Here is an 18,151-nt window from a genome sequence, read left to right as displayed (position 1 = left end):
AAATCGAACCAATTATAAATTCTTGCTTGCACGACTCCAAATGATCCGCTATAATCGGCAGTAATCAAAATTTCGAAGGGAATTGGTTCTGATGAATACAAATACAATCATGCTGAATCAACTTCATTATTATCACAAACAGCGTTAGCACTCCTGAATATTTTCAGGGAGGCTAACGCTACTCGCGTTGGCCTCCCTGCGGCATAGATCACGCGCAGGACCAAGAGGTCCTGCGCGTTTTTTTATTTTCTAAACTATGCCAATTCAAAGGAGCTACTAATGATGCAAAACATTAAAGGAACTTATGATTACTTCGGTCAAGAGCAAGCGCTCAGAAAGAACATTCAAAATACGCTGCAGGACTTGTTCGAGCTCTATGATTTTGAATCGATGGATACGACATTATTAAATGAATTGGAGTTATTAACCTCAAAATATGCAGGCGGGGACGAAATTCTCAAGGAAATGTACCAACTCACGGATCAGGGCAACCGCAAATTGGGATTGCGTTATGATCTGACGATTCCTTTTGCCAAAGTGATCGCTTTAAATCCAGGGATAGAGTTCCCCTTCAAGCGGTATGAGATCGGAAAAGTGTTCCGAGATGGACCCGTAAAACGTGGGCGTCTGCGTGAATTCCTGCAATGTGATGTCGATGTGGTCGGCATTTCCGGCCCTGAGGCTGAAGCTGAGCTAATGCAACTGGCTACCGAAGCGTTCCGCAAGCTGGATATTCCTATCATTCTAAAATGGAACAATCGACGTTTTCTCGGTGAGATTCTAGAATCCATCGGCGTACCTGCGGAAGAGCAACTATCCGTTATGCTTACCCTTGATAAACTTGAGAAAATCAACATTAGTGGAGTGGAGAACGAGTTCATTAGCAAGGGGCTAGAACGTGCAACCATCGCAGCGATTCTAGCGCTTATCGAAATGGACAATCCAAGCTTTGAGCAGTTATGCGACAAATACAATCTCACAACACAACCGGGTGCGTCAGAGGTTCTCATCCTACAAAATCTAATCCAAGACATTGGACTACAGGAGACTTGCCGCTTCGATCCTTTCTTATCCCGAGGTCTTTCATTCTACACAGGAACAGTTTACGAGATCTTTGATGCATCTGGTTCCTTTGCCTCAAGCTTGGGTGGCGGAGGCAGATACGACGCGATTATCGGACAGCTAGTGGGCAGAGAAGATATTCAATATCCTACGGTGGGGTTGTCTTTTGGTATGGAGTCAATCATGGCACTCCTAGCAGAACGACCTATCCAAGAAAATAAAGCAGCAAATGTTATGGTCATTCCCATTGGTGAGACACTACCACAAGCTTTGATTGCAGCAGCCGAGCTGCGTGCCTGTTCTATAAGAACGACTCTCGTATCCGGTAAAAGAAAATTAAAAAAGCAGCTCGCCACAGCTTCATCCAAAAACATCCGTTACGTTATACTGATCGGTGAAAGCGAATCAAGTGTTGATAAGGTACGTTTGAAAGATATGGTGGAACAAACAGAGGTTATCGTTCCGCTGGATGAAGCTATTTACCTCATCACTGGCTAAGCTGGTATTCGCTTAAAAAGATTCACATAAAAAAAAGACCCCGCCGACGACCGGCGGGGCAAAGTTTATATTTAAGGGAGCTTATATATGTACTATAACCTTGCAAGCTTAATATTTTATGAATGACGGATAAAGATTCCCTTAATCCTACTTAGATCTTAAACCGATCTACCAGCCCTTGTAGCTCCTTGGCACTTTGGGTATTCTCGTCAGCCACCGTAACTTCATGGAATGTCTTCTCAACGATATCAGCCGTCTTCACCGCAATATCCTGAATCCCAATAGCCCCCTCATTTACTGTAGCAGCCACTTCATTGACCGCTATAGAAATACTAGAAACGGCCATACTTAGATGATCAGCCGCGGTCTCAAATTGATTCATCAGCAAATTCACTGTTGTAGCATCTCTGTTATATTGCTGACTTACCTCCGTTAACCGCTCATAGTCTCCAAGAACATTCTGGTCAATAAAAGCTAGTAACGCCTCTGAATTTTCCTTCATTAGTTCAACAGAAGCATAAACTCCTGAAACGACTCCTTGAATCCCAGCCGCAGTCTCTGACGATTTCTCAGCCAACTTGCGGATTTCACCAGCTACAACAGCAAATCCTCTACCTGCCTCACCTGCTCTAGCCGCTTCGATCGCTGCATTCAAAGCAAGCAGATTGGTCTGACTAGTAATCGATAGAATCGTATCCGCCAGTACATTAATCTCTGAGATCGCATTCGACTGTTCAATTGCTTTTTCCATATCGATACGAACAGATTCATACACTCGCTTCGCATTATCCGTAGACTCTATCGCCTCATCTTGTAACACCATCGCCCGCTCACTGATCTGCTTGGAAACTTCAGCGCCTTCCTTCACATTACTGGAGATCTCGGACACATTAATATCAATTTCAGTTATCGCTGCCGTCATCTCTTGTGTTGAAGCTGCTGTCTCCTCCATCCCTGCCGATAGCTGCTGTGTTGTTGCCGAATTATCATGAGCATTCTCCCGTACATCTATAGACAGCTTTTCAAGAGTCTCCGCATTATCAAGCACCTTGGTCGAGATCATGATTAGACTACCCGCCATATCACGAAGAATAACCCGTGTTCGGAGCATCGCTATGGCTATCGTACCTGTTTCATCTTTGTTTTTCGTCAGATACTCGTACTGGGAGTCATACGTCAGATTCAGCTCTGCCGTTCTATTTATCAACTCTGTCAGTTTAGCAATCGGTGAAGAGATTTTTTGGGCAAAATATAAAGCAATCAACAATGCAATAATCAAACTTCCTGCACCCAGAAACAGATTAAAGCTTCTCATCTCATTCACAGGTTTTACAATTTCATCTAAATTTGCGGTTATCCCAAGCAACCAGTGGGTCTCAGGCATAACGGTATAGGCTGATTTTTTATCCACATCATTATATGTATAGCTAAGCAGGCTATCTTCTACTTTTTCACCAGATTTCACACGCTTTACCACAGCCATGATCTGATCATTGGCAACAGGTTGTCCTACTTGCTTCTTATCCGGATGATACAGTGTATTCCCATTCTCATCGAGAAGATAAGCATACGAAGTCGTTGTATTTACTACTTTTGCATCTGCTAAATACTTAATCATACTATCTGCGGAAACCGCTGAAGCTACATATCCAATCATCTTCCCGTTACTCTTAACCGGATGTACAAATCCTACCACATAAGCCCCAGTAGATTTCGATTTCAGTGTTTCGCTAATTACCGGCGCCGCAGTCTCCATAACTTTCTTCGTATAATTTCTATCACTGAAATCCGTACCTATAAGCTTAATATCACTGTCAGCCACAGCGATGCCATTCATATCACTGACAAAAGCATGTTCGAGGTTCCCAGCATCCTTCACAATTCCCTGAAGGCTGATATTTACCTCATTCTGTAGCTTACTCCCCTTGGCGACGCCACCATTCCCTGCTTGGAGTAATAATTCGACAATTTCTGACCTTCCTGCAATAAGTTCAATACTTCTCTGCTCCTTCGAAATCATAGCCGATATGGTCTGAGCTTTATTCGTATTGACCTGCTTCATAGAATTCTCAGTAAGGCTCACAATGGCCTGAGTTGACCTTAAATATGTAAAAACCCCCATTACTGCAATACATAATAGGGTCACACCTATCATCATAAGTGATAGTTTAAGACGAATCTTCATTTTCCCTCATCCTTCCGACTACTGTTCATTAGAGAACAATGCAATTGTAAATAATACAACTACTATCGGATATGATGATAAATTAGTGAATATTGACGAAGCGAAAATACGGAAAATATCAAAAAATGTCGAATTTTTGCATATAAATGCAGAAAAAACTAGTTCTACTAGTTCGGTCATCTTCTTTATACTAGTTATTAAGACCTGTTTTATTTCTAAGATGAAATAGGCGGTTCTGACTGGGATGCTGAGGAAACTTGCGTAATTGCACCATCTGTTAAAGGGTGTTTAGTTCTGCTACGTAAAAACAGACCAGACATTGCAGCGAGAATTTGCTGGAATAACATTCCTGAAATCACAGGGAGTGCAACAGCCGGAGGAAAATATTTTACTGCGAGCACAGCTCCCGCGCTTAAATTACGCATGCCGGAATTAAATTGTACGGCCACAGAATCTTCGTAGCTAAAGCGGAAACGGCGCGATACCAATGCTCCGATTACATATCCGAGAACTACGGTTACGAAGGTTACGCCAATAATAATCGCTAATTTACTATCCGGGTGTTTCAGATAACGGGCAATGCTAGCACCATTAATAGAAACAACCATGAACAACCCAACCTTTACAAATGGGGAAAGCGGAGGTCCACATACCGTATTCACCTTGCCTTTTGTCCATTGATTCAGAAGCATCCCGACTACCGAAGGAATGACAACCATCCATAGGAGTCCTTTCATCATTTCCCCAAGCTGAATCTCCACACTCGCTCCCATGAGCAAATACAAGGTACCCGGAACGACAATCGGTGACAAGAGCGTATCGATTAGAATAAGTGCCAAAGTTAGTGCAATGTTCCCGCCGTATATGGATACCCACACCACGCTAACGACACCCGTTGGGATCGCAAACAACAGTACAAATCCTGTCACTGTGTAAGGATCTCCCGGAAAAACAGCACTTGCAACGAGCCAGCCAATGAGCGGCATCACGATATGAAGAATAATCATCAACACGATCAACTTCTGTGGTTTCAGCAGTACGCCCAGCAGATCTTTGAGATTGGATTTCAAGCTTCCGATCAATGTCATAAAAGCGAATATCCATGGGACGAGACCTGTGAATGGTAGCAGTCTGCTTTCATTAAGCACACCAACCACGATGGCAGTAGGTGTTAATAGTGGCATGATTTTTTCGAGAACAACATTGGATTTGATGAGTCCATTTCTTATATTCGTAAGCATGTGTCGCATACCTTATGTATGGATGTCATACATTCCTTATCCGCAAATTTAAGTTATAGCAGTCTCTATAAGCTTACAGAAATCATACAGGACTTTCCATTAATCTACTACACAAAAAAGGAACCAATTCATTAAATTGGCTCCATGTCGTAATTTTATAGCAATGCTTAACGATTTAAACCCCTTGCGGAAACAATGCGTCCAGTGCTGGGCATGGCAGTTTATCCAGGAACTGAGCCAAAGGCGCTGGCATGTTACTATATAAGTCCTTCAGTGAGGTTCCCTGATAAATGTTGCCAATAATAACGGGATGACATAATTCAGAGATCAGGATGTCTCCATTGCCATGTAGATGAAGCTGTTTCTTGCCCTCTATGCAGTGTGGAAAATAAACGCCCGGTTGCTCCTCGAACCCAAGCGCATCCATAAACCGGTCCATGCAAGTGAAATACAGGGTCGTATCCTCTTTCTTCATAGCGATCAGTTCACTCACAGCATTCTTTAATTGTTCACGGGCAGCTATAGACTTCCAACCCGTATGATCCATGATAATACTGTTCTGAATCTCATGTGTTCTGACACCCATCGCATATACGTGATCACTAATTTCCTTCATATTATCCTGAGTTTCGCTGAACAACAGCGTTTCCAGCACCGTATCTACACTAGTTGCCGCGAACATAGTAATGTTCTCTCTAATTTTCTCGTAGATGCTTGGATGAATATTATAATAACGAGAGAATGCGTCCGCTGTAGTAAAATTGAAGGAAATATGTATCGTCGTTAATCCTGCCGCGACCAATTGATCAATCCGTTCAGCATTTAAAAGACTGCCGTTCGAATTGAGCTGTGTCTGAATCCCTCTGGATGAGCAGTAGTTTACAATCTCCACACAGTCATCGAACTTTAATGTGACCTCGCCACCTGACAAGCGTACTCTTTTCAGACCAGGAAGCTCTTCAAGAATTCGGATAACCTCTTTAGCCTTGATGCTTTGTCCATCATTTCTATTATACGCACAACAATAATCGCAGCGAAAATTACAGTTCGAGGTAACTCCTATTTCTAAGCCTTCCAGCTCATAAGTAAGCGGTTTGTCTAGTTCCAATGCTTTATATATCATTCTCTAAAGTCCTCCTGAAAAATAATGATTTGATTCAAGGGTTCAATCTTAGAGATTATAAAGGTTTATGGCTTAGGTTAATGTGAGGTATATAACAGTTATTTTTCATAATGTTTCCCTAAATCAGAGGAGTTACCACCTGATGGTACCCAAACGCTCTGGTGAATTTTCTTCTCATTTACTACTGAATAAATATAAATCCAACCTTCTTCGTTTTTAAATCTAACTTGTAAATGATATGGATTATATTGTCTACCTACTTGTCGACTAATTTCCCATTCTTGATTAGGGTATTTCTCCTCCAAATAGTGATTGAGTTGTTCTGTTTTTCGGGATACTTGATAATCAATCCAGTAGGGGCGAATAGCGAAGGATAAAAGCAAAAGTACAGTTATTGAAGATACTATAATTAAACCAGACCTCCTAATCTTACGGGGTAAAAACAAGGCTACTCCAAATATAATGAGGACAAAAACAACCAAAAATATGATTTCTATTGCTGTAATTGGATGCAACATAACCCTCCTCTGAATCAGGCTTCTTTCGAATTCCATGACCCATTTACTGGTCTGAACCATTAATTTCCAGTATAATGCTTTATTGTAAGCAAACACAACTCATGTAGAACTCTTGAAAGGAGCCAAAAGATGAGGAAAATCATCCTAAACTCACTCATAATACTAATATTCATATTTGTTACAGGCTGTACATCTAATGCCGATACGGTTGATACACCGCTGTACTCAGGGAAAAGCTTATTTATAGGTGTTGTTGGCGCGGTCCCTAAAATAAGAGAAGAACATGTGCACTTCACAAGTATTTCTTTTGAGGAGTTAGAAGAATATTCAAAGCTCTCCTCCCAATATGATGCTGTAGTTATTACGAAAGAGCATCTGAAAGAAGCGGACGACAACAAGTATGTTAAAGTATACACAAATGCAGGTGTTCCTTTCTTCTTTATTGGAGCTACGAAATCATTTATGCCGTTTGTTCTTGAAGACGTATCGTATGAGCACTATTCTTTAATAAATTTTAATAATGATATGTATGTCACAGGCTATTTCCATAATGGTGAAAAATTTAGATCTTGGGAATACGGGCTTTACAACGGCAAAGTAAACGAACCCAACATTAAAAATGTATACTCAGGGATGTTCACTACTATCGAGTCCATCAAGAATGGTACATATGAATAAAAAAAGGCTGCCAAATGGCAGCCCTTTTCTTTTGATAACGTATCATAATCCCGCCTACAACTCCACCGACTTGCCCATCTCATTCCAGACAGGCTGTCCAATCAAGCCCACACGCCAGATTGCAATCCCTTTAAGACCGTAACGTTTTGCAAGTCCAACCTTGGAATTTACTGATGTTTCATTCTCACTGTATACGGAAATACCGAGAATCAGCTTATCCTTACTCACTTGCTGAAGTGCAAGCCGGATGCCTTCATCAACTAAACTCATCGGCTCTGGAATTTTTTTCTCTTGCAAATAATCATAAGCCATAATGACCAAATCGTCTGCGAGGCTTCCCAGCGTCTTGTAATCATAACCTTTATAAGAGCTGTTTAATGGATGAAGAATAACCGTGAGCTTAAGACCTGCTGCATGTGCTTTTTGAGACAAATTCTTCACAAAAGCATTGTAATCGGCTTGCACCTTTGCTTTATCTCCCGTTAGACCCAGTCCTTCGAGATCCAGTGTGATACCTTGGAATCCCTTTTGTGTAGCCAGATCAACGATTCCTGTAATCGTCTGCTCTTGAAGCGCTTTATCTTCCAGATTCTTCGTGAGCTCCGCTGCAGTGTCACCAGAAAAGACCATCAGATAAGGCGCTGTGCCACCTGCTGCTGCATTCGAGATAATAGACTCTGGGGTTACATCCCCAGCTGCTTGAGGCCATCTAAAGTCAGTGCCTGTCGTGGTGAATTGTCCACTTTTATCAATCCCGCTCCACCCAAAAGCTACAGCATCGAAGCTAGGAAGTAACGAAATTTCACTGTATGAGCTAAGCGCATAAAAGCCCAGCTTATACATATCCGTCTTTGGTGAAGTGATCGATACCGTTTTGGTTGCTTGATCCCAAGCTACGCCCGCACCAAACTGCTGGCCGAAAAAGCTGAGTGGAATCATCGTGTTATTACGGATCGTTTGCGGGGCAACCCCTAGCTTCACAACTTCGCCGTTTACGCCTGCATTTTTACTACCAAGGGTCAACGTTACCACTTTAGTACCCGCTGTATCCGTCTTGGTCGCGGTAATTTTCTTAAGCGCTTGATTCCACTCTACGTTGATCCCCAGCGCTTCTGATATCGCCCGGAATGGAACCATCGTTGTTCCGTTCATCACAACAGGCTCTACTGGAAACGGCAGTGCATAACCATCCAGCACAATACTAACTCCACCTGCGGGGGCTGCTTGTGTAGTGTTTTGGAATAATGCCGTGGTGCCGCCTAGCGAAATCGCCAGACATAAAACCAATTTGCCAATCCGTTTGTTCATGACTGTTAAGTCTCCCATCTTCCATAATATGAAGTGTAATCTCTTAAACTCTTTATATGTCTTCTACCATTTTACCAAAGATTATCCAATTGTAAAATTAATAGATTGTCATCTATGAGCTTCGAAATTATTTTTCATATTAGTAGAGGTCGACAAAATTACATAAACACGCTCAAAAAGGTTCCCACTGCTCGTTCAACATCTACATCCACAGCAACTTGTATGGGTTTACCCACTTTTGGCTGAGCCCGCAAATCCGCTACGACCATTCCCGATGTAAACTCACCTTTGTGCTCCACACGAACATTCATTTCTTTATAGGTTACTAGATCTGGTTGCAGCGCAACCATAAGCGCGAGTGGATCATGCAGCGGTGCACTGTTAATCAAAAAGTTCGCTTCACGATAGAAATTAAAATAATGAGTGAGCGATTGTTCCATAAACGAAATGATCGCTTTATTCTCTTCACGTCCAAAACGGTTTAACAAATCGATATGCTCTTGGGTAATCCGCGTCTTAAGCGTAACGTCTAAGCCCACCATCATAACGGGAAGTCCAGATGTAAATACATGATCTGCAGCTTCAGGGTCTCCAGCAATATTCGCTTCTGCAACCGGTGTTCTATTGCCAGGATTGAAGATCGTACCGCCCATCACCACTACTTTTTTCAAAGTATTCTTAATACCAGAGTCCATATCAAGCGCCATCGAAAGGTTGGTTAGATGTGCCAGTGTAACTAATACAATTTCTCCGGGATTCTCATTAGCCATCCGGACAATAAACTCTGATGCAGTTTCGCTAATGGGACGCTGGCTGGATGGAGCAATTTCCACATTACCAATACCGTTCTCACCATGCACATGAGTGGCGTAGCCTGAGTGCTCACGAACAAGTGCCTTCGATGCTCCGATAGCTACAGGAATCTCATAACCAGGCTTAGCAAGCTCAATCAGTCGCAGTGAATTGTCCGCCGCCTTGTCGACATCAATATTTCCAAAAACGGTTGTAATTCCTTCTACAATTACGTTTGGAGCGCGTAATGCATATAGAATTGCCAGTGCGTCATCAATACCTGTGTCTGCATCAATAATAATTCGTGTTATGCTCATTTATGTTCTCTCCCACCCAATAATATCGTATGGATTATCATATCACGGCCTACCAGTACGCTCAATTTTATTCATTTGCTGTTCTTTAAAAGTATGAATAAAGCTTTCAGGATCACACTCTACCAAATAAGTATATACACCCTTACTCGTGTACAGATAGAACATCCCCTCTGAACCTCCCATTGAGCGATAGGACATATCTAAAATATCTTTTATTGGAAATTCACGATGACGAGTCACGACTCTATCTTTGTACAAATACATTAAGCGATTGCATGTAATACTTCGTTGTTCTCCATCCTTAATTTCTCGCTGTATCTTATAATACGGAAGCTGAGCTACCCATTTCATTTGAAGTCCTCCTGCTTGACGTAATGGACTCCATTTTATTATTCTTTTTACCTTTTTGCAAAATAAAGAAGCTCGACGATCCCCTTAGAAGGAATCATCAAGCTTCAGGAATACCTTTTATTTCGCAGTATAAGCTACAGCTGCTCGGCAAAAGCGTTCTAACGCTTCAACTAGAATAGATCTAGGACAAGCCAAATTGATCCGCAGATGACCTTGTCCCTCAGTTCCAAAGACAGAGCCTTCATTAAAAGCAACTTTAGCCTCTTTGTACATCAGCTGTTTAAGTCCATCTATATCCAGATTCAGACTGCGGCAGTCAACCCATAGCAGGTATGTGCCTTGCGGATGCATCACTTGGACCTGCGGCAAATGCTCCGACAGATAGCTAATCGCATAGTCCACATTGCCTGACACGTACTCTAAAAGCTCATCCAACCATTCTTCACCATCATTATAGGCAGCTTCTACTGCACCTTGGGCGAAGTAGCTAGCCATATGTAAACTCAAGGCTTTCATTTTTCGATCAAATTTAAGCTTCAATTCCGGATTGGAAGACACGATAAAAGAAGATTGTAACCCCGGTAGATTGAAGGTTTTGGTCGCGGCAAGTGTGGTTAGTGTAATATTCGCAATTTCCTCAGATAAGGATGCAAAAGGGATATGCTCATAACCTGGAAGCGCCAAGTCACAATGAATCTCATCAGAGATTACGGTCACTCCATAACGCAGACAGAGCTCACCAAGCTTCAGCAGCTCTTCTCTTTCCCATACTCTACCACCCGGATTATGCGGACTGCATAAAAGCAGCAGCTTGGCTCCACCTTGCATCAGCCCTTCCAATTGCTCATAATCCATCTCGAAGCGTCCATTACGAATAACAAGCGGATTCTTGGCGACCTTGCGATCATTCATTTGGATGACGTCATAGAAGGGATAATAGACTGGCGACTGTAAAATAACCTCGTCCCCTGGCTCGGTAAACAGCTCTACAGCAAAACTTAAGGAGGTTACGATTCCGGGAGAATCCGAAATCCATTCCGGTTTAATTTCCCAATCATGCCGTCTTCTGAACCACGACGTGATAGCTTCTTTATAAGAGTCACTAGGTACACTGTATCCGTAAACCCCTTGTTCTGCGCGGCGCAGAATCGCTTCCTTCACTGCAGGAGGACTTTCAAAATCCATGTCTGCCACCCAAAGTGGCATAATATCCTTCTCACCAAACAACTTCTCGGACTGGTCCCACTTGTAAGAACGTGTATTACGGCGGTCAATTACGCGATCGAAATCATACTTCAATTAAAGTCACCTCATCCTTATAAACTTGTCCCTTATTGTATCATGAGGCGGAGGATATCGCACTCTGGATAAGAAAGAACGCACTTGTCGAAAGTGCGCCCTCCTTAACTCTTATACAACTACGTGTTATTGCAGCCACACTTCCAAATGCGATGCCACAAATCCATCATCCACCAGATGGGGATAGTCTCTGCGCACTCTGTTGATTTCCTCCACTTGCCCCGGGGATAATCGTTCCTCCGGATTTAGACACCATAAGCCTTCAAGCAATCCTTGTTGGCGAAGCACTTCATGAATACCCGGGATACAGCCATGAAAATGATGCGCGGGATCAAATATCGCCGCATTGCTGTCCGTCACTTCAGCCCCAAGCGTCAACCAATTGGATGCCAACGAGGGTTCATTTCTGACCTTTTTAATCTCATTAAGCAGCTGGACTGCTTTGCTCGTCCAGACTGCCCAGTGACCGAGTAGGCCGCCGACTATTTTTTTCTCAACGGGCTTGCCGTTCACCATAAATCGGAAGGTCGTGAGCAGATCGCTGACAATATTATCATCATTTCCGGTGTACAGAGCAATTTCTTCGCTACGGCTGGATTCAAGCACAGCTCTGACTACATCCAGCGTCTGATAACGATTGAACGGCGCCATTTTGATGGCGATTACGCCTTCTATTTCAGCGAATGCCTTCCAAAAATCAAAGCTTAAAATCCGTCCTCCCACCGACGGCTGAAGGTAGAAACCAAACACCGGAATCACATCTGCCACTCTGCGTGTTCGTTCTAGCAGTTCTTCCTCACTCAAGGTTTGCAGGCCTCCCATGCTAAGCAGTCCCGCTTCATACCCAAAGCTTGCGGCAAGGCGCGCTTCAAGAACAGCCTGCTCCGTCCCACCGCAAATACCCGCTACTTTCATGAATGGCCGATTTAGCTGGGCAAGCTCCACCTCTTCCGCAGCTAGACGTAACACAGGTTCCAGCAGCCCTACTTCTGGATCCCTGATCTCGAATTGAGTGGAATGCACGGCAACCGCGACTCCACCCGCCCCAGAAGCAACATAATATCGGGTAAGTGCCCGTTGACGCCGCTCATCCAGCTTGCGCTCTTTAGTTAAGGCGAGAGGATGTGCGGGAATAGCCAACCCATCATGAAGCGCGGCATGTAATTCCGAAGTCAAAGGTACTCTTGTCAGTGTCATTAATATTTGCCCTCCCGCTCCTGAAAATGCGTGGGTTTATTCCAGGTTTCTCCGCCTTGCCCTACCCAATCGCCAATCCAGTCGATCATTTCGGCCAGCGATACCCGCGGATAGCCAAAGGTGGCAGCGGCTTTCGCTGCATTACTTAGCAGTGCAGTAGGTGCTTCTGCACCTGTAAAAATCGGCTCAATGCCTAACTTTCGGCCGAATTCATTCGCAGCCCAGCGCAGGGACAATGTCTCAGGCCCAGTAATGTTCATGACATTAGGCGGCGAACTGCAACGCAGCAGTGCTCGCAATGCGATTTCATTCGCATCCCCTTGCCAGATCACATTGGCATGACCCATTGTGATATCAATGGGAAGTCCCTCCCTAACCGATCGAGCAAGCTCCAGTAACACACCATACCGCAGATCAATGGCGTAATTCAGCCGATAAATGAACATCGGCGTTCCATTTTTATGAGAGAAATGTTCAAATATACGCTCCCGGCCCAGACAGGATTGCCCATACTCCCCGTTCGCGTTCGGAGAAGTTCTTTCCGTTGCGCCTCCTTGGCTGACCGGAGTAAAAGGGTAAACGTTGCCTGTCGAGAATACAACCATTCGTGAATTACGGAAACGTTCCGCAACGCGGCCCGGCAGATAGGCATTCATCATCCAAGTGAAATGCTCATTCCCGGTCGTGCCGAATTTATTCCCGGCCATATAGAGAATATTTTGGGTTTCAGGGAGTGAATGTAGCGCCTTATCGTCAGACAAATCGGCGGAGATAATCTTGACCCCGGCCTCTTCAAGCTCACGTCTCAGCTCTTTATTCGAGAAACGGGATACGCCGATCACTTCCTTGTTTAGCCCCGCTTGGCGAATTGCATTCACCGCTAGCCTTGCGAGACTGGGTCCCATCTTGCCCCCCACGCCTAGTAGCATAATATCTCCATCGAGCTGGCTAAGTTCCTCAATCAGTGCTGCCGATGGACTTGCCAAGCGCTCCTCCAACTCTTGAACGGTTCGCATCATTGAACTCTCCTCTCTATTGACTCAAGTTTGTTGCTTTTACCACAAATGACCTCAAAGCTTGGTGTAATCGGACACGATGCTAGTTGTAATTGGGAACCAGGCTAGCTGAGATTAGAAACTAGCTTGTTGTGATCGGAAACCAAGCTAACTACAATCGAAAGCTAACTAGCTACATTCACAAACCAGCTTGCTACAATCGAAAACTAACTCCCTGATTGCAGAATGTGCAATAGAATTTCCAAATTCATCGCTAAAAAATGAATCTATTGCACTTCATACATCAGATTCCCGCTATAAGCTCGTTTAGTGGTGATTATCTGAAATTTCATTGCACAAAATGCAATAGAATCAAAGTCCAGCCTCTCTAGAGCGGAATCTATTGCATAAAATGCAATCACTCAAAGCAAAGCAATCATCACATTCAAATCATTCAAATCATTCAAAGCAATAAACCAAATTCAGTCCAGCCTATCCAGTTCAGTCAAACAATCTAGTAAACTCATACTAACTTTTGTCTTAGTGTAGCTTAGGCGCTTACCTTGTAATCCGACGCTTGGTCTCATTCTCTTCCAACACCTACAGCCCTAAGCGCCTCGCGGAAATATCCAACTCAATTTCGTCGCCATCCTGCACAAGGGTCGCAATTCCTCCGATAGCCACTTCCGGAGCCGCAAATACGTACGATTCGTGCAATGCGTGCGATACGTGCGATACGTGCGATACGTACAATTCGTACAATTCGTACAATTAGTGCGATATAAGTGTATTTCGTACACTTATATCAACTCCTGTTCCCGTAGATGACAATTTAGTTGTACTATCTGCAATTAAAAATCCAAAATGAGCCTACAAACAGCGATTTGATAAGATTTAACTGTATGAAGTGCAGTTAAAGTCCACATGAGACGATTACGATATACTGTAGTTGTATAAAGTGCAGCTATTTTATCTTCACAAGCATTTGATTATTTCAGTCTCGGCTATTATTTCGAGTGCACCGATTCCCTCTCGCTCAGCAACTCTTCTCTAAGCTCAACAGGGAGAAGAAAGTCAAAGTCACAACCAAGGTTCGCCTGAAGCACCCGCTCATGAAACAGCAAGCCATACCCCCTGTCGTAGTGCGGCTTGGGCGCTTGCCATGAGACCCTACGTCGTGCCAATTCTTCATCCGACACCTTCAGCTCCAAGCGCCTCGCGGAAATATCCAGCTCAATTTCGTCGCCATCCTGCACAAGCGCCAGCGTACCACCAACAGCAGCTTCCGGCGCCGCATGTACAATTAATGCGCCATAGGAAGTACCGCTAATCCGCGCGTCAGAGATGCGGACCATGTCGCGTATGCCCTGCTTCAGCAGCTTTTGCGGAATCGGGATTTGCCCGATCTCCGGCATCGCTGGAGCACCCTTCGGACCTGCGTTTTTAAGCACTAGCACACTGTTCTCATCCACGACCAGATCAGGATCATCGATCCGCTTATTTAGATCGGCCGGGCTCTCGAACACTACTGCGCGTCCGATATGCTTTTTGAGATGAGCGGATACAGCGGTTTGCTTGATCAGCGCCCCATCCGGCGCCAGATTCCCGCGCAACACAGCAATTCCACCTTGGCTGTCGAGTGGCTCCTCCAAGGTACGAATCACATCTCCGTCAAGTGTTGCCGCCTGAACCAGATTTTCTGTAACCGTTCTGCCTGTTACAGTCAAACAATCCCCATGCAGCAGCGGCTCCAGCTCCTTCATCAGCGCGGGTACACCACCTGCCTCGAAATACTCCTCCATCTGATATTTGCCCGAAGGACGCAGGTTCAAAATAAACGGGGTCTGACTACTGATCCGGTCAAATGTCTCTAAAGGCAGCTTCATCCCCAGCCGCTGGGAGATCGCTATAAGATGGATGATAGCGTTCGTCGATCCGCCGCTCGCCATCGTAACTGTGATCGCATTCTCTATCGCCGCCGCAGTCATGATTTCGCGGGGACGAATGCCCTGGCGAACCAGCTCTACGATCTGCTTGCCCGTTCGCTCGGACATATGCCTGCGTCTGCTGTCCGGCGCCGGAATAGCCGCACAGCCCGGTAACGCCATGCCGATCGCTTCGGCGATCGAGGCCATCGTGCTTGCTGTGCCCATCACCATGCAGTGACCGTCACTACGGCAAATTGCATTCTCTGCAACAGCCAGCTCTTCGTCACTTATATTTCCGGCTTTATGCTCCAGCGTAAAGCCATAACAATCCGTGCACGCTCCAAGGCTACGGCCGCCCAGTCGACCGTTTAGCATAGGGCCACCTGTCAGCACAATGGCTGGAATATTGGCACTAGCGGCTGCCATCAGCTGAGCGGGTACCGTTTTATCGCAACCCCCAAGCAGCACTACCCCGTCAATGGGATGCCCCTTCATCATTTCTTCCGTATCCATCGCCATCAAATTACGCAACAGCATCGTTGTAGGCTTCACATAAGGCTCACCAATCGAGATCGTCGGGAATTCCATCGGCACTCCCCCTGCCTGCCAAACACCACGCTTCACATAATCCACCAATTCATTAAAATGGGAATGGCATTTATTCAGCTCACTGAACGTGTTGCAAATGCCGATCACTGGCTTGCGGAGATCTTCTTCGGTGTACCCCATAGACTTCGTGAAGGAACGATGGATAAATCCCCATAAATCTTTTTCCTGAAAATAGGCCTCGCTCTTCAACTTATCACCGGATTCAGCCACACTCTCCTCGCTGTCCCTGCACTCCGCCATGACCCCATCTCCTTTTAACAACCTCGCTTATAGACCAAGCACTTAATCCCTCAGATAAAACCAAGAATTTCCGGTGTTAGACGATGTATTATGTCCTCGATATATTTTTGCGGTATTTGTGGCAGCTTCGTTCCCTCCGCTAGATCATTGATATGGTACAGAGCCTCTAGCATCTTCTGTGTCCCAAAGAACGGATAATCCGACCCAAACAATATTTTATCTTGAACCCCATATTCCATCGCAGACACCAGTGCATTGTAAAATTGCCAAGGTCTACTTCCTAAAGCAGAAACATCCATATATAGATTAGGATGCTTGCGCACCAATGAAATACATTCATCAATCCAGGGATGACCCATATGCGCTACAATCATCTTTAGCTTCGGAAAAGCACGGGCAATCGGGTCCAGCATCGCCGGCCTTGATGCATCCAGATAACCCTCCGGTACAAAAGAGGTTCCTTGATGCCAAAGAATAGGTACATCTAGCTGTTCTGCTTTGGCATAGAGGGCATAATACCGGGGATCATCAGGATAAAAGTTCTGATAGATAGGCGCAAGCTTCAGCCCTTTTAATCCCATCTCACGGATCGCAGTCTCAAATTCAGCAACACAATCCAGATGATTGGGATCTACGCTCGCAAAACCGAATAACCGATTTGGATCCGTACGACAGTAATCTGCGACATACGCATTCGGTACAACCAGTCCTGTTGCATGCGCTGCCATGGCCAATACGATAGCACCAGAGAATCCTTCCAAATTACTACGATGTTGCTCGGGGGTTGCTTCGATATTCATATTCGGTCCCCAAGCCCGTTTGATCGCCTCATCCGTAGGTCCTGAAACCATTCCCGGTCCAAACAAATGGGTATGACAATCGAAGATCATCCCTACTCCCTCCTATTCACTAACCATTGTATTTGTAATGGCACCAAGCTTCTCAATCTGCACCGTGACCACATCACCAGCTTGCAAATAGACCTGATCCTCTGGAGGGTAACCCATCACTACGCCTTCTGGGGTTCCAGTCAGGATAATATCCCCCAGCGAAAGCGTCATACACTGGGATACATAGCTGACAATCTGCTTGCAATTAAAAATCATGTCCGAAGTGTTGGAGTTCTGACGCAGTTCACCATTCACCGTGCACTGAATATCGAGCTGATTGGGATCGCCTACTTCATCCGCAGTGACTAAGTAAGGCCCAATGGGTGAAAATTTATCGCAAGACTTTCCCGCTAGCCATTGACTCGTCCGCATCTGTAAATCTCGCGCCGACAAATCATTAGCCGTACAATACCCGAAGACATAATCCAGTGCATCTTCCTCCGTCACATATTTCGCGGTTCGTCCGATGACGATGCCAAGCTCTGCCTCGTAGTCTACCTTCTGGCTGTTCCTCGGAAGCGGAACTTCTGAGCCATGTCCTGTTAGTGTATTGTTAAATTTATTGAACAGGATGGGAAATTCGGGAATGGCCATCCCAGTCTCTTCCGCATGCCGGCGATAATTAAGGCCAATACAGATGATTTTTCCAGGATCAGTAACACAGGGACCGAATACTAATTCATCTTCCTGCTTCAGCCAGGATGGATTCACTTCTCCTTCAGGCAACTCATTCACAAAAATCCTCAGTTGGTTAAGTGCATCCTCCCCACCATCAAGCAATTGCTTAACCGTTACCGGAACCTCCGTCCGAGTGGATAATGCAGTCTGTGCCGCCTCAATATCCACCACACCATGGTCGGTTAGAACGCCCATATGATCATCTTCTTTTTGCAAAAAGGTAACTAGCCTCATCTATTACA

At 44.8% G+C, this 18,151-nt stretch carries 15 protein-coding genes; 2 read left to right on the top strand and 13 right to left on the bottom strand.

The window, feature by feature from the left end:
• Positions 1-279: 279 nt before the first annotated feature.
• A complete protein-coding gene (locus NST34_RS09705) occupies positions 280-1,560 on the top strand; it encodes a histidine--tRNA ligase (RefSeq protein ID WP_341127652.1) in 1,281 nt (426 codons plus the stop codon).
• 151 nt (positions 1,561-1,711) lie between these two features.
• Here the strand turns inward: NST34_RS09705 and NST34_RS09700 are convergent, their stop codons facing one another.
• The 4 genes from NST34_RS09700 to NST34_RS09685 form a co-directional block, all read right to left on the bottom strand.
• Positions 1,712-3,745 carry a methyl-accepting chemotaxis protein gene (locus NST34_RS09700; RefSeq protein WP_076283221.1) on the bottom strand — a complete coding sequence of 678 codons (2,034 nt, stop codon included), beginning with the start codon at positions 3,743-3,745 and terminating at the stop codon, positions 1,712-1,714.
• 215 nt (positions 3,746-3,960) lie between these two features.
• Positions 3,961-4,995 carry a bile acid:sodium symporter family protein gene (locus NST34_RS09695; RefSeq protein ID WP_341127651.1) on the bottom strand — a complete coding sequence of 345 codons (1,035 nt, stop codon included), beginning with the start codon at positions 4,993-4,995 and terminating at the stop codon, positions 3,961-3,963.
• A gap of 166 nt (positions 4,996-5,161) precedes the next feature.
• Positions 5,162-6,109 carry a radical SAM protein gene (locus tag NST34_RS09690; RefSeq protein WP_341127650.1) on the bottom strand — a complete coding sequence of 316 codons (948 nt, stop codon included), beginning with the start codon at positions 6,107-6,109 and terminating at the stop codon, positions 5,162-5,164.
• A gap of 98 nt (positions 6,110-6,207) precedes the next feature.
• Positions 6,208-6,627 (bottom strand): hypothetical protein, encoded by a 420-nt coding sequence (locus NST34_RS09685; RefSeq protein ID WP_179085716.1) that lies wholly within the window; start codon positions 6,625-6,627, stop codon positions 6,208-6,210.
• A 129-nt stretch (positions 6,628-6,756) separates the two neighbouring features.
• On the opposite strand from NST34_RS09685, the gene NST34_RS09680 reads away from it, so the two are divergent.
• Complete coding sequence (locus NST34_RS09680) at positions 6,757-7,305, top strand: hypothetical protein (protein WP_076283225.1); 549 nt, start codon at positions 6,757-6,759, stop codon at positions 7,303-7,305.
• 54 nt (positions 7,306-7,359) lie between these two features.
• Here the strand turns inward: NST34_RS09680 and NST34_RS09675 are convergent, their stop codons facing one another.
• The 9 genes from NST34_RS09675 to NST34_RS09635 all read right to left on the bottom strand — a co-directional run bounded on the left by NST34_RS09675 (position 7,360) and on the right by NST34_RS09635 (position 18,143).
• A complete protein-coding gene (locus NST34_RS09675; RefSeq protein WP_149643910.1) occupies positions 7,360-8,613 on the bottom strand; it encodes a stalk domain-containing protein in 1,254 nt (417 codons plus the stop codon).
• Between the two features lie 158 nt (positions 8,614-8,771).
• Positions 8,772-9,722 (bottom strand): nucleoside hydrolase, encoded by a 951-nt coding sequence (locus NST34_RS09670; protein WP_341127649.1) that lies wholly within the window; start codon positions 9,720-9,722, stop codon positions 8,772-8,774.
• 42 nt (positions 9,723-9,764) lie between these two features.
• Positions 9,765-10,073, bottom strand: a complete 309-nt coding sequence (locus NST34_RS09665) for a hypothetical protein (protein ID WP_076283228.1) — start codon at positions 10,071-10,073, stop codon at positions 9,765-9,767.
• A 117-nt stretch (positions 10,074-10,190) separates the two neighbouring features.
• Positions 10,191-11,372 (bottom strand): MalY/PatB family protein, encoded by a 1,182-nt coding sequence (locus tag NST34_RS09660; protein WP_341127648.1) that lies wholly within the window; start codon positions 11,370-11,372, stop codon positions 10,191-10,193.
• A gap of 126 nt (positions 11,373-11,498) precedes the next feature.
• Positions 11,499-12,569 carry a dihydrodipicolinate synthase family protein gene (locus NST34_RS09655; RefSeq protein ID WP_341127647.1) on the bottom strand — a complete coding sequence of 357 codons (1,071 nt, stop codon included), beginning with the start codon at positions 12,567-12,569 and terminating at the stop codon, positions 11,499-11,501.
• Positions 12,569-13,585 carry an NAD-dependent epimerase/dehydratase family protein gene (locus NST34_RS09650; RefSeq protein WP_341129526.1) on the bottom strand — a complete coding sequence of 339 codons (1,017 nt, stop codon included), beginning with the start codon at positions 13,583-13,585 and terminating at the stop codon, positions 12,569-12,571. The genes NST34_RS09655 and NST34_RS09650 overlap by 1 nt, the downstream gene beginning before the upstream one ends.
• A gap of 986 nt (positions 13,586-14,571) precedes the next feature.
• Complete coding sequence (locus NST34_RS09645; protein WP_341127646.1) at positions 14,572-16,341, bottom strand: IlvD/Edd family dehydratase; 1,770 nt, start codon at positions 16,339-16,341, stop codon at positions 14,572-14,574.
• A gap of 50 nt (positions 16,342-16,391) precedes the next feature.
• A complete protein-coding gene (locus NST34_RS09640) occupies positions 16,392-17,231 on the bottom strand; it encodes an amidohydrolase family protein (RefSeq protein ID WP_341127645.1) in 840 nt (279 codons plus the stop codon).
• A 12-nt stretch (positions 17,232-17,243) separates the two neighbouring features.
• Positions 17,244-18,143 carry a fumarylacetoacetate hydrolase family protein gene (locus tag NST34_RS09635; protein WP_341127644.1) on the bottom strand — a complete coding sequence of 300 codons (900 nt, stop codon included), beginning with the start codon at positions 18,141-18,143 and terminating at the stop codon, positions 17,244-17,246.
• Positions 18,144-18,151: the final 8 nt, after the last annotated feature.

It is taken from the genome of Paenibacillus sp. FSL H7-0714 (assembly GCF_038003765.1).
In the GTDB taxonomy this organism is placed as follows: Bacteria; Bacillota; Bacilli; order Paenibacillales; family Paenibacillaceae; genus Paenibacillus_AQ.
Note: the sequence above shows the minus strand (reverse complement) of the source record. Positions and strands in the feature narration are given on the sequence as shown.

What these genes read in the sequence shown, in the direction of transcription:
- NST34_RS09705 (WP_341127652.1), top strand. Translation starts at nt 280, where the DNA reads ATGATGCAAAACATTAAAGGAACTTATGATTACTTCGGTCAAGAGCAA.
- NST34_RS09700 (WP_076283221.1), bottom strand. Translation starts at nt 3,745, where the DNA reads ATGAAGATTCGTCTTAAACTATCACTTATGATGATAGGTGTGACCCTA.
- NST34_RS09695 (WP_341127651.1), bottom strand. Translation starts at nt 4,995, where the DNA reads ATGCGACACATGCTTACGAATATAAGAAATGGACTCATCAAATCCAAT.
- NST34_RS09690 (WP_341127650.1), bottom strand. Translation starts at nt 6,109, where the DNA reads ATGATATATAAAGCATTGGAACTAGACAAACCGCTTACTTATGAGCTG.
- NST34_RS09685 (WP_179085716.1), bottom strand. Translation starts at nt 6,627, where the DNA reads ATGTTGCATCCAATTACAGCAATAGAAATCATATTTTTGGTTGTTTTT.
- NST34_RS09680 (WP_076283225.1), top strand. Translation starts at nt 6,757, where the DNA reads ATGAGGAAAATCATCCTAAACTCACTCATAATACTAATATTCATATTT.
- NST34_RS09675 (WP_149643910.1), bottom strand. Translation starts at nt 8,613, where the DNA reads ATGAACAAACGGATTGGCAAATTGGTTTTATGTCTGGCGATTTCGCTA.
- NST34_RS09670 (WP_341127649.1), bottom strand. Translation starts at nt 9,722, where the DNA reads ATGAGCATAACACGAATTATTATTGATGCAGACACAGGTATTGATGAC.
- NST34_RS09665 (WP_076283228.1), bottom strand. Translation starts at nt 10,073, where the DNA reads ATGAAATGGGTAGCTCAGCTTCCGTATTATAAGATACAGCGAGAAATT.
- NST34_RS09655 (WP_341127647.1), bottom strand. Translation starts at nt 12,569, where the DNA reads ATGACACTGACAAGAGTACCTTTGACTTCGGAATTACATGCCGCGCTT.
- NST34_RS09650 (WP_341129526.1), bottom strand. Translation starts at nt 13,585, where the DNA reads ATGCGAACCGTTCAAGAGTTGGAGGAGCGCTTGGCAAGTCCATCGGCA.
- NST34_RS09645 (WP_341127646.1), bottom strand. Translation starts at nt 16,341, where the DNA reads ATGGCGGAGTGCAGGGACAGCGAGGAGAGTGTGGCTGAATCCGGTGAT.
- NST34_RS09640 (WP_341127645.1), bottom strand. Translation starts at nt 17,231, where the DNA reads ATGATCTTCGATTGTCATACCCATTTGTTTGGACCGGGAATGGTTTCA.
- NST34_RS09635 (WP_341127644.1), bottom strand. Translation starts at nt 18,143, where the DNA reads ATGAGGCTAGTTACCTTTTTGCAAAAAGAAGATGATCATATGGGCGTT.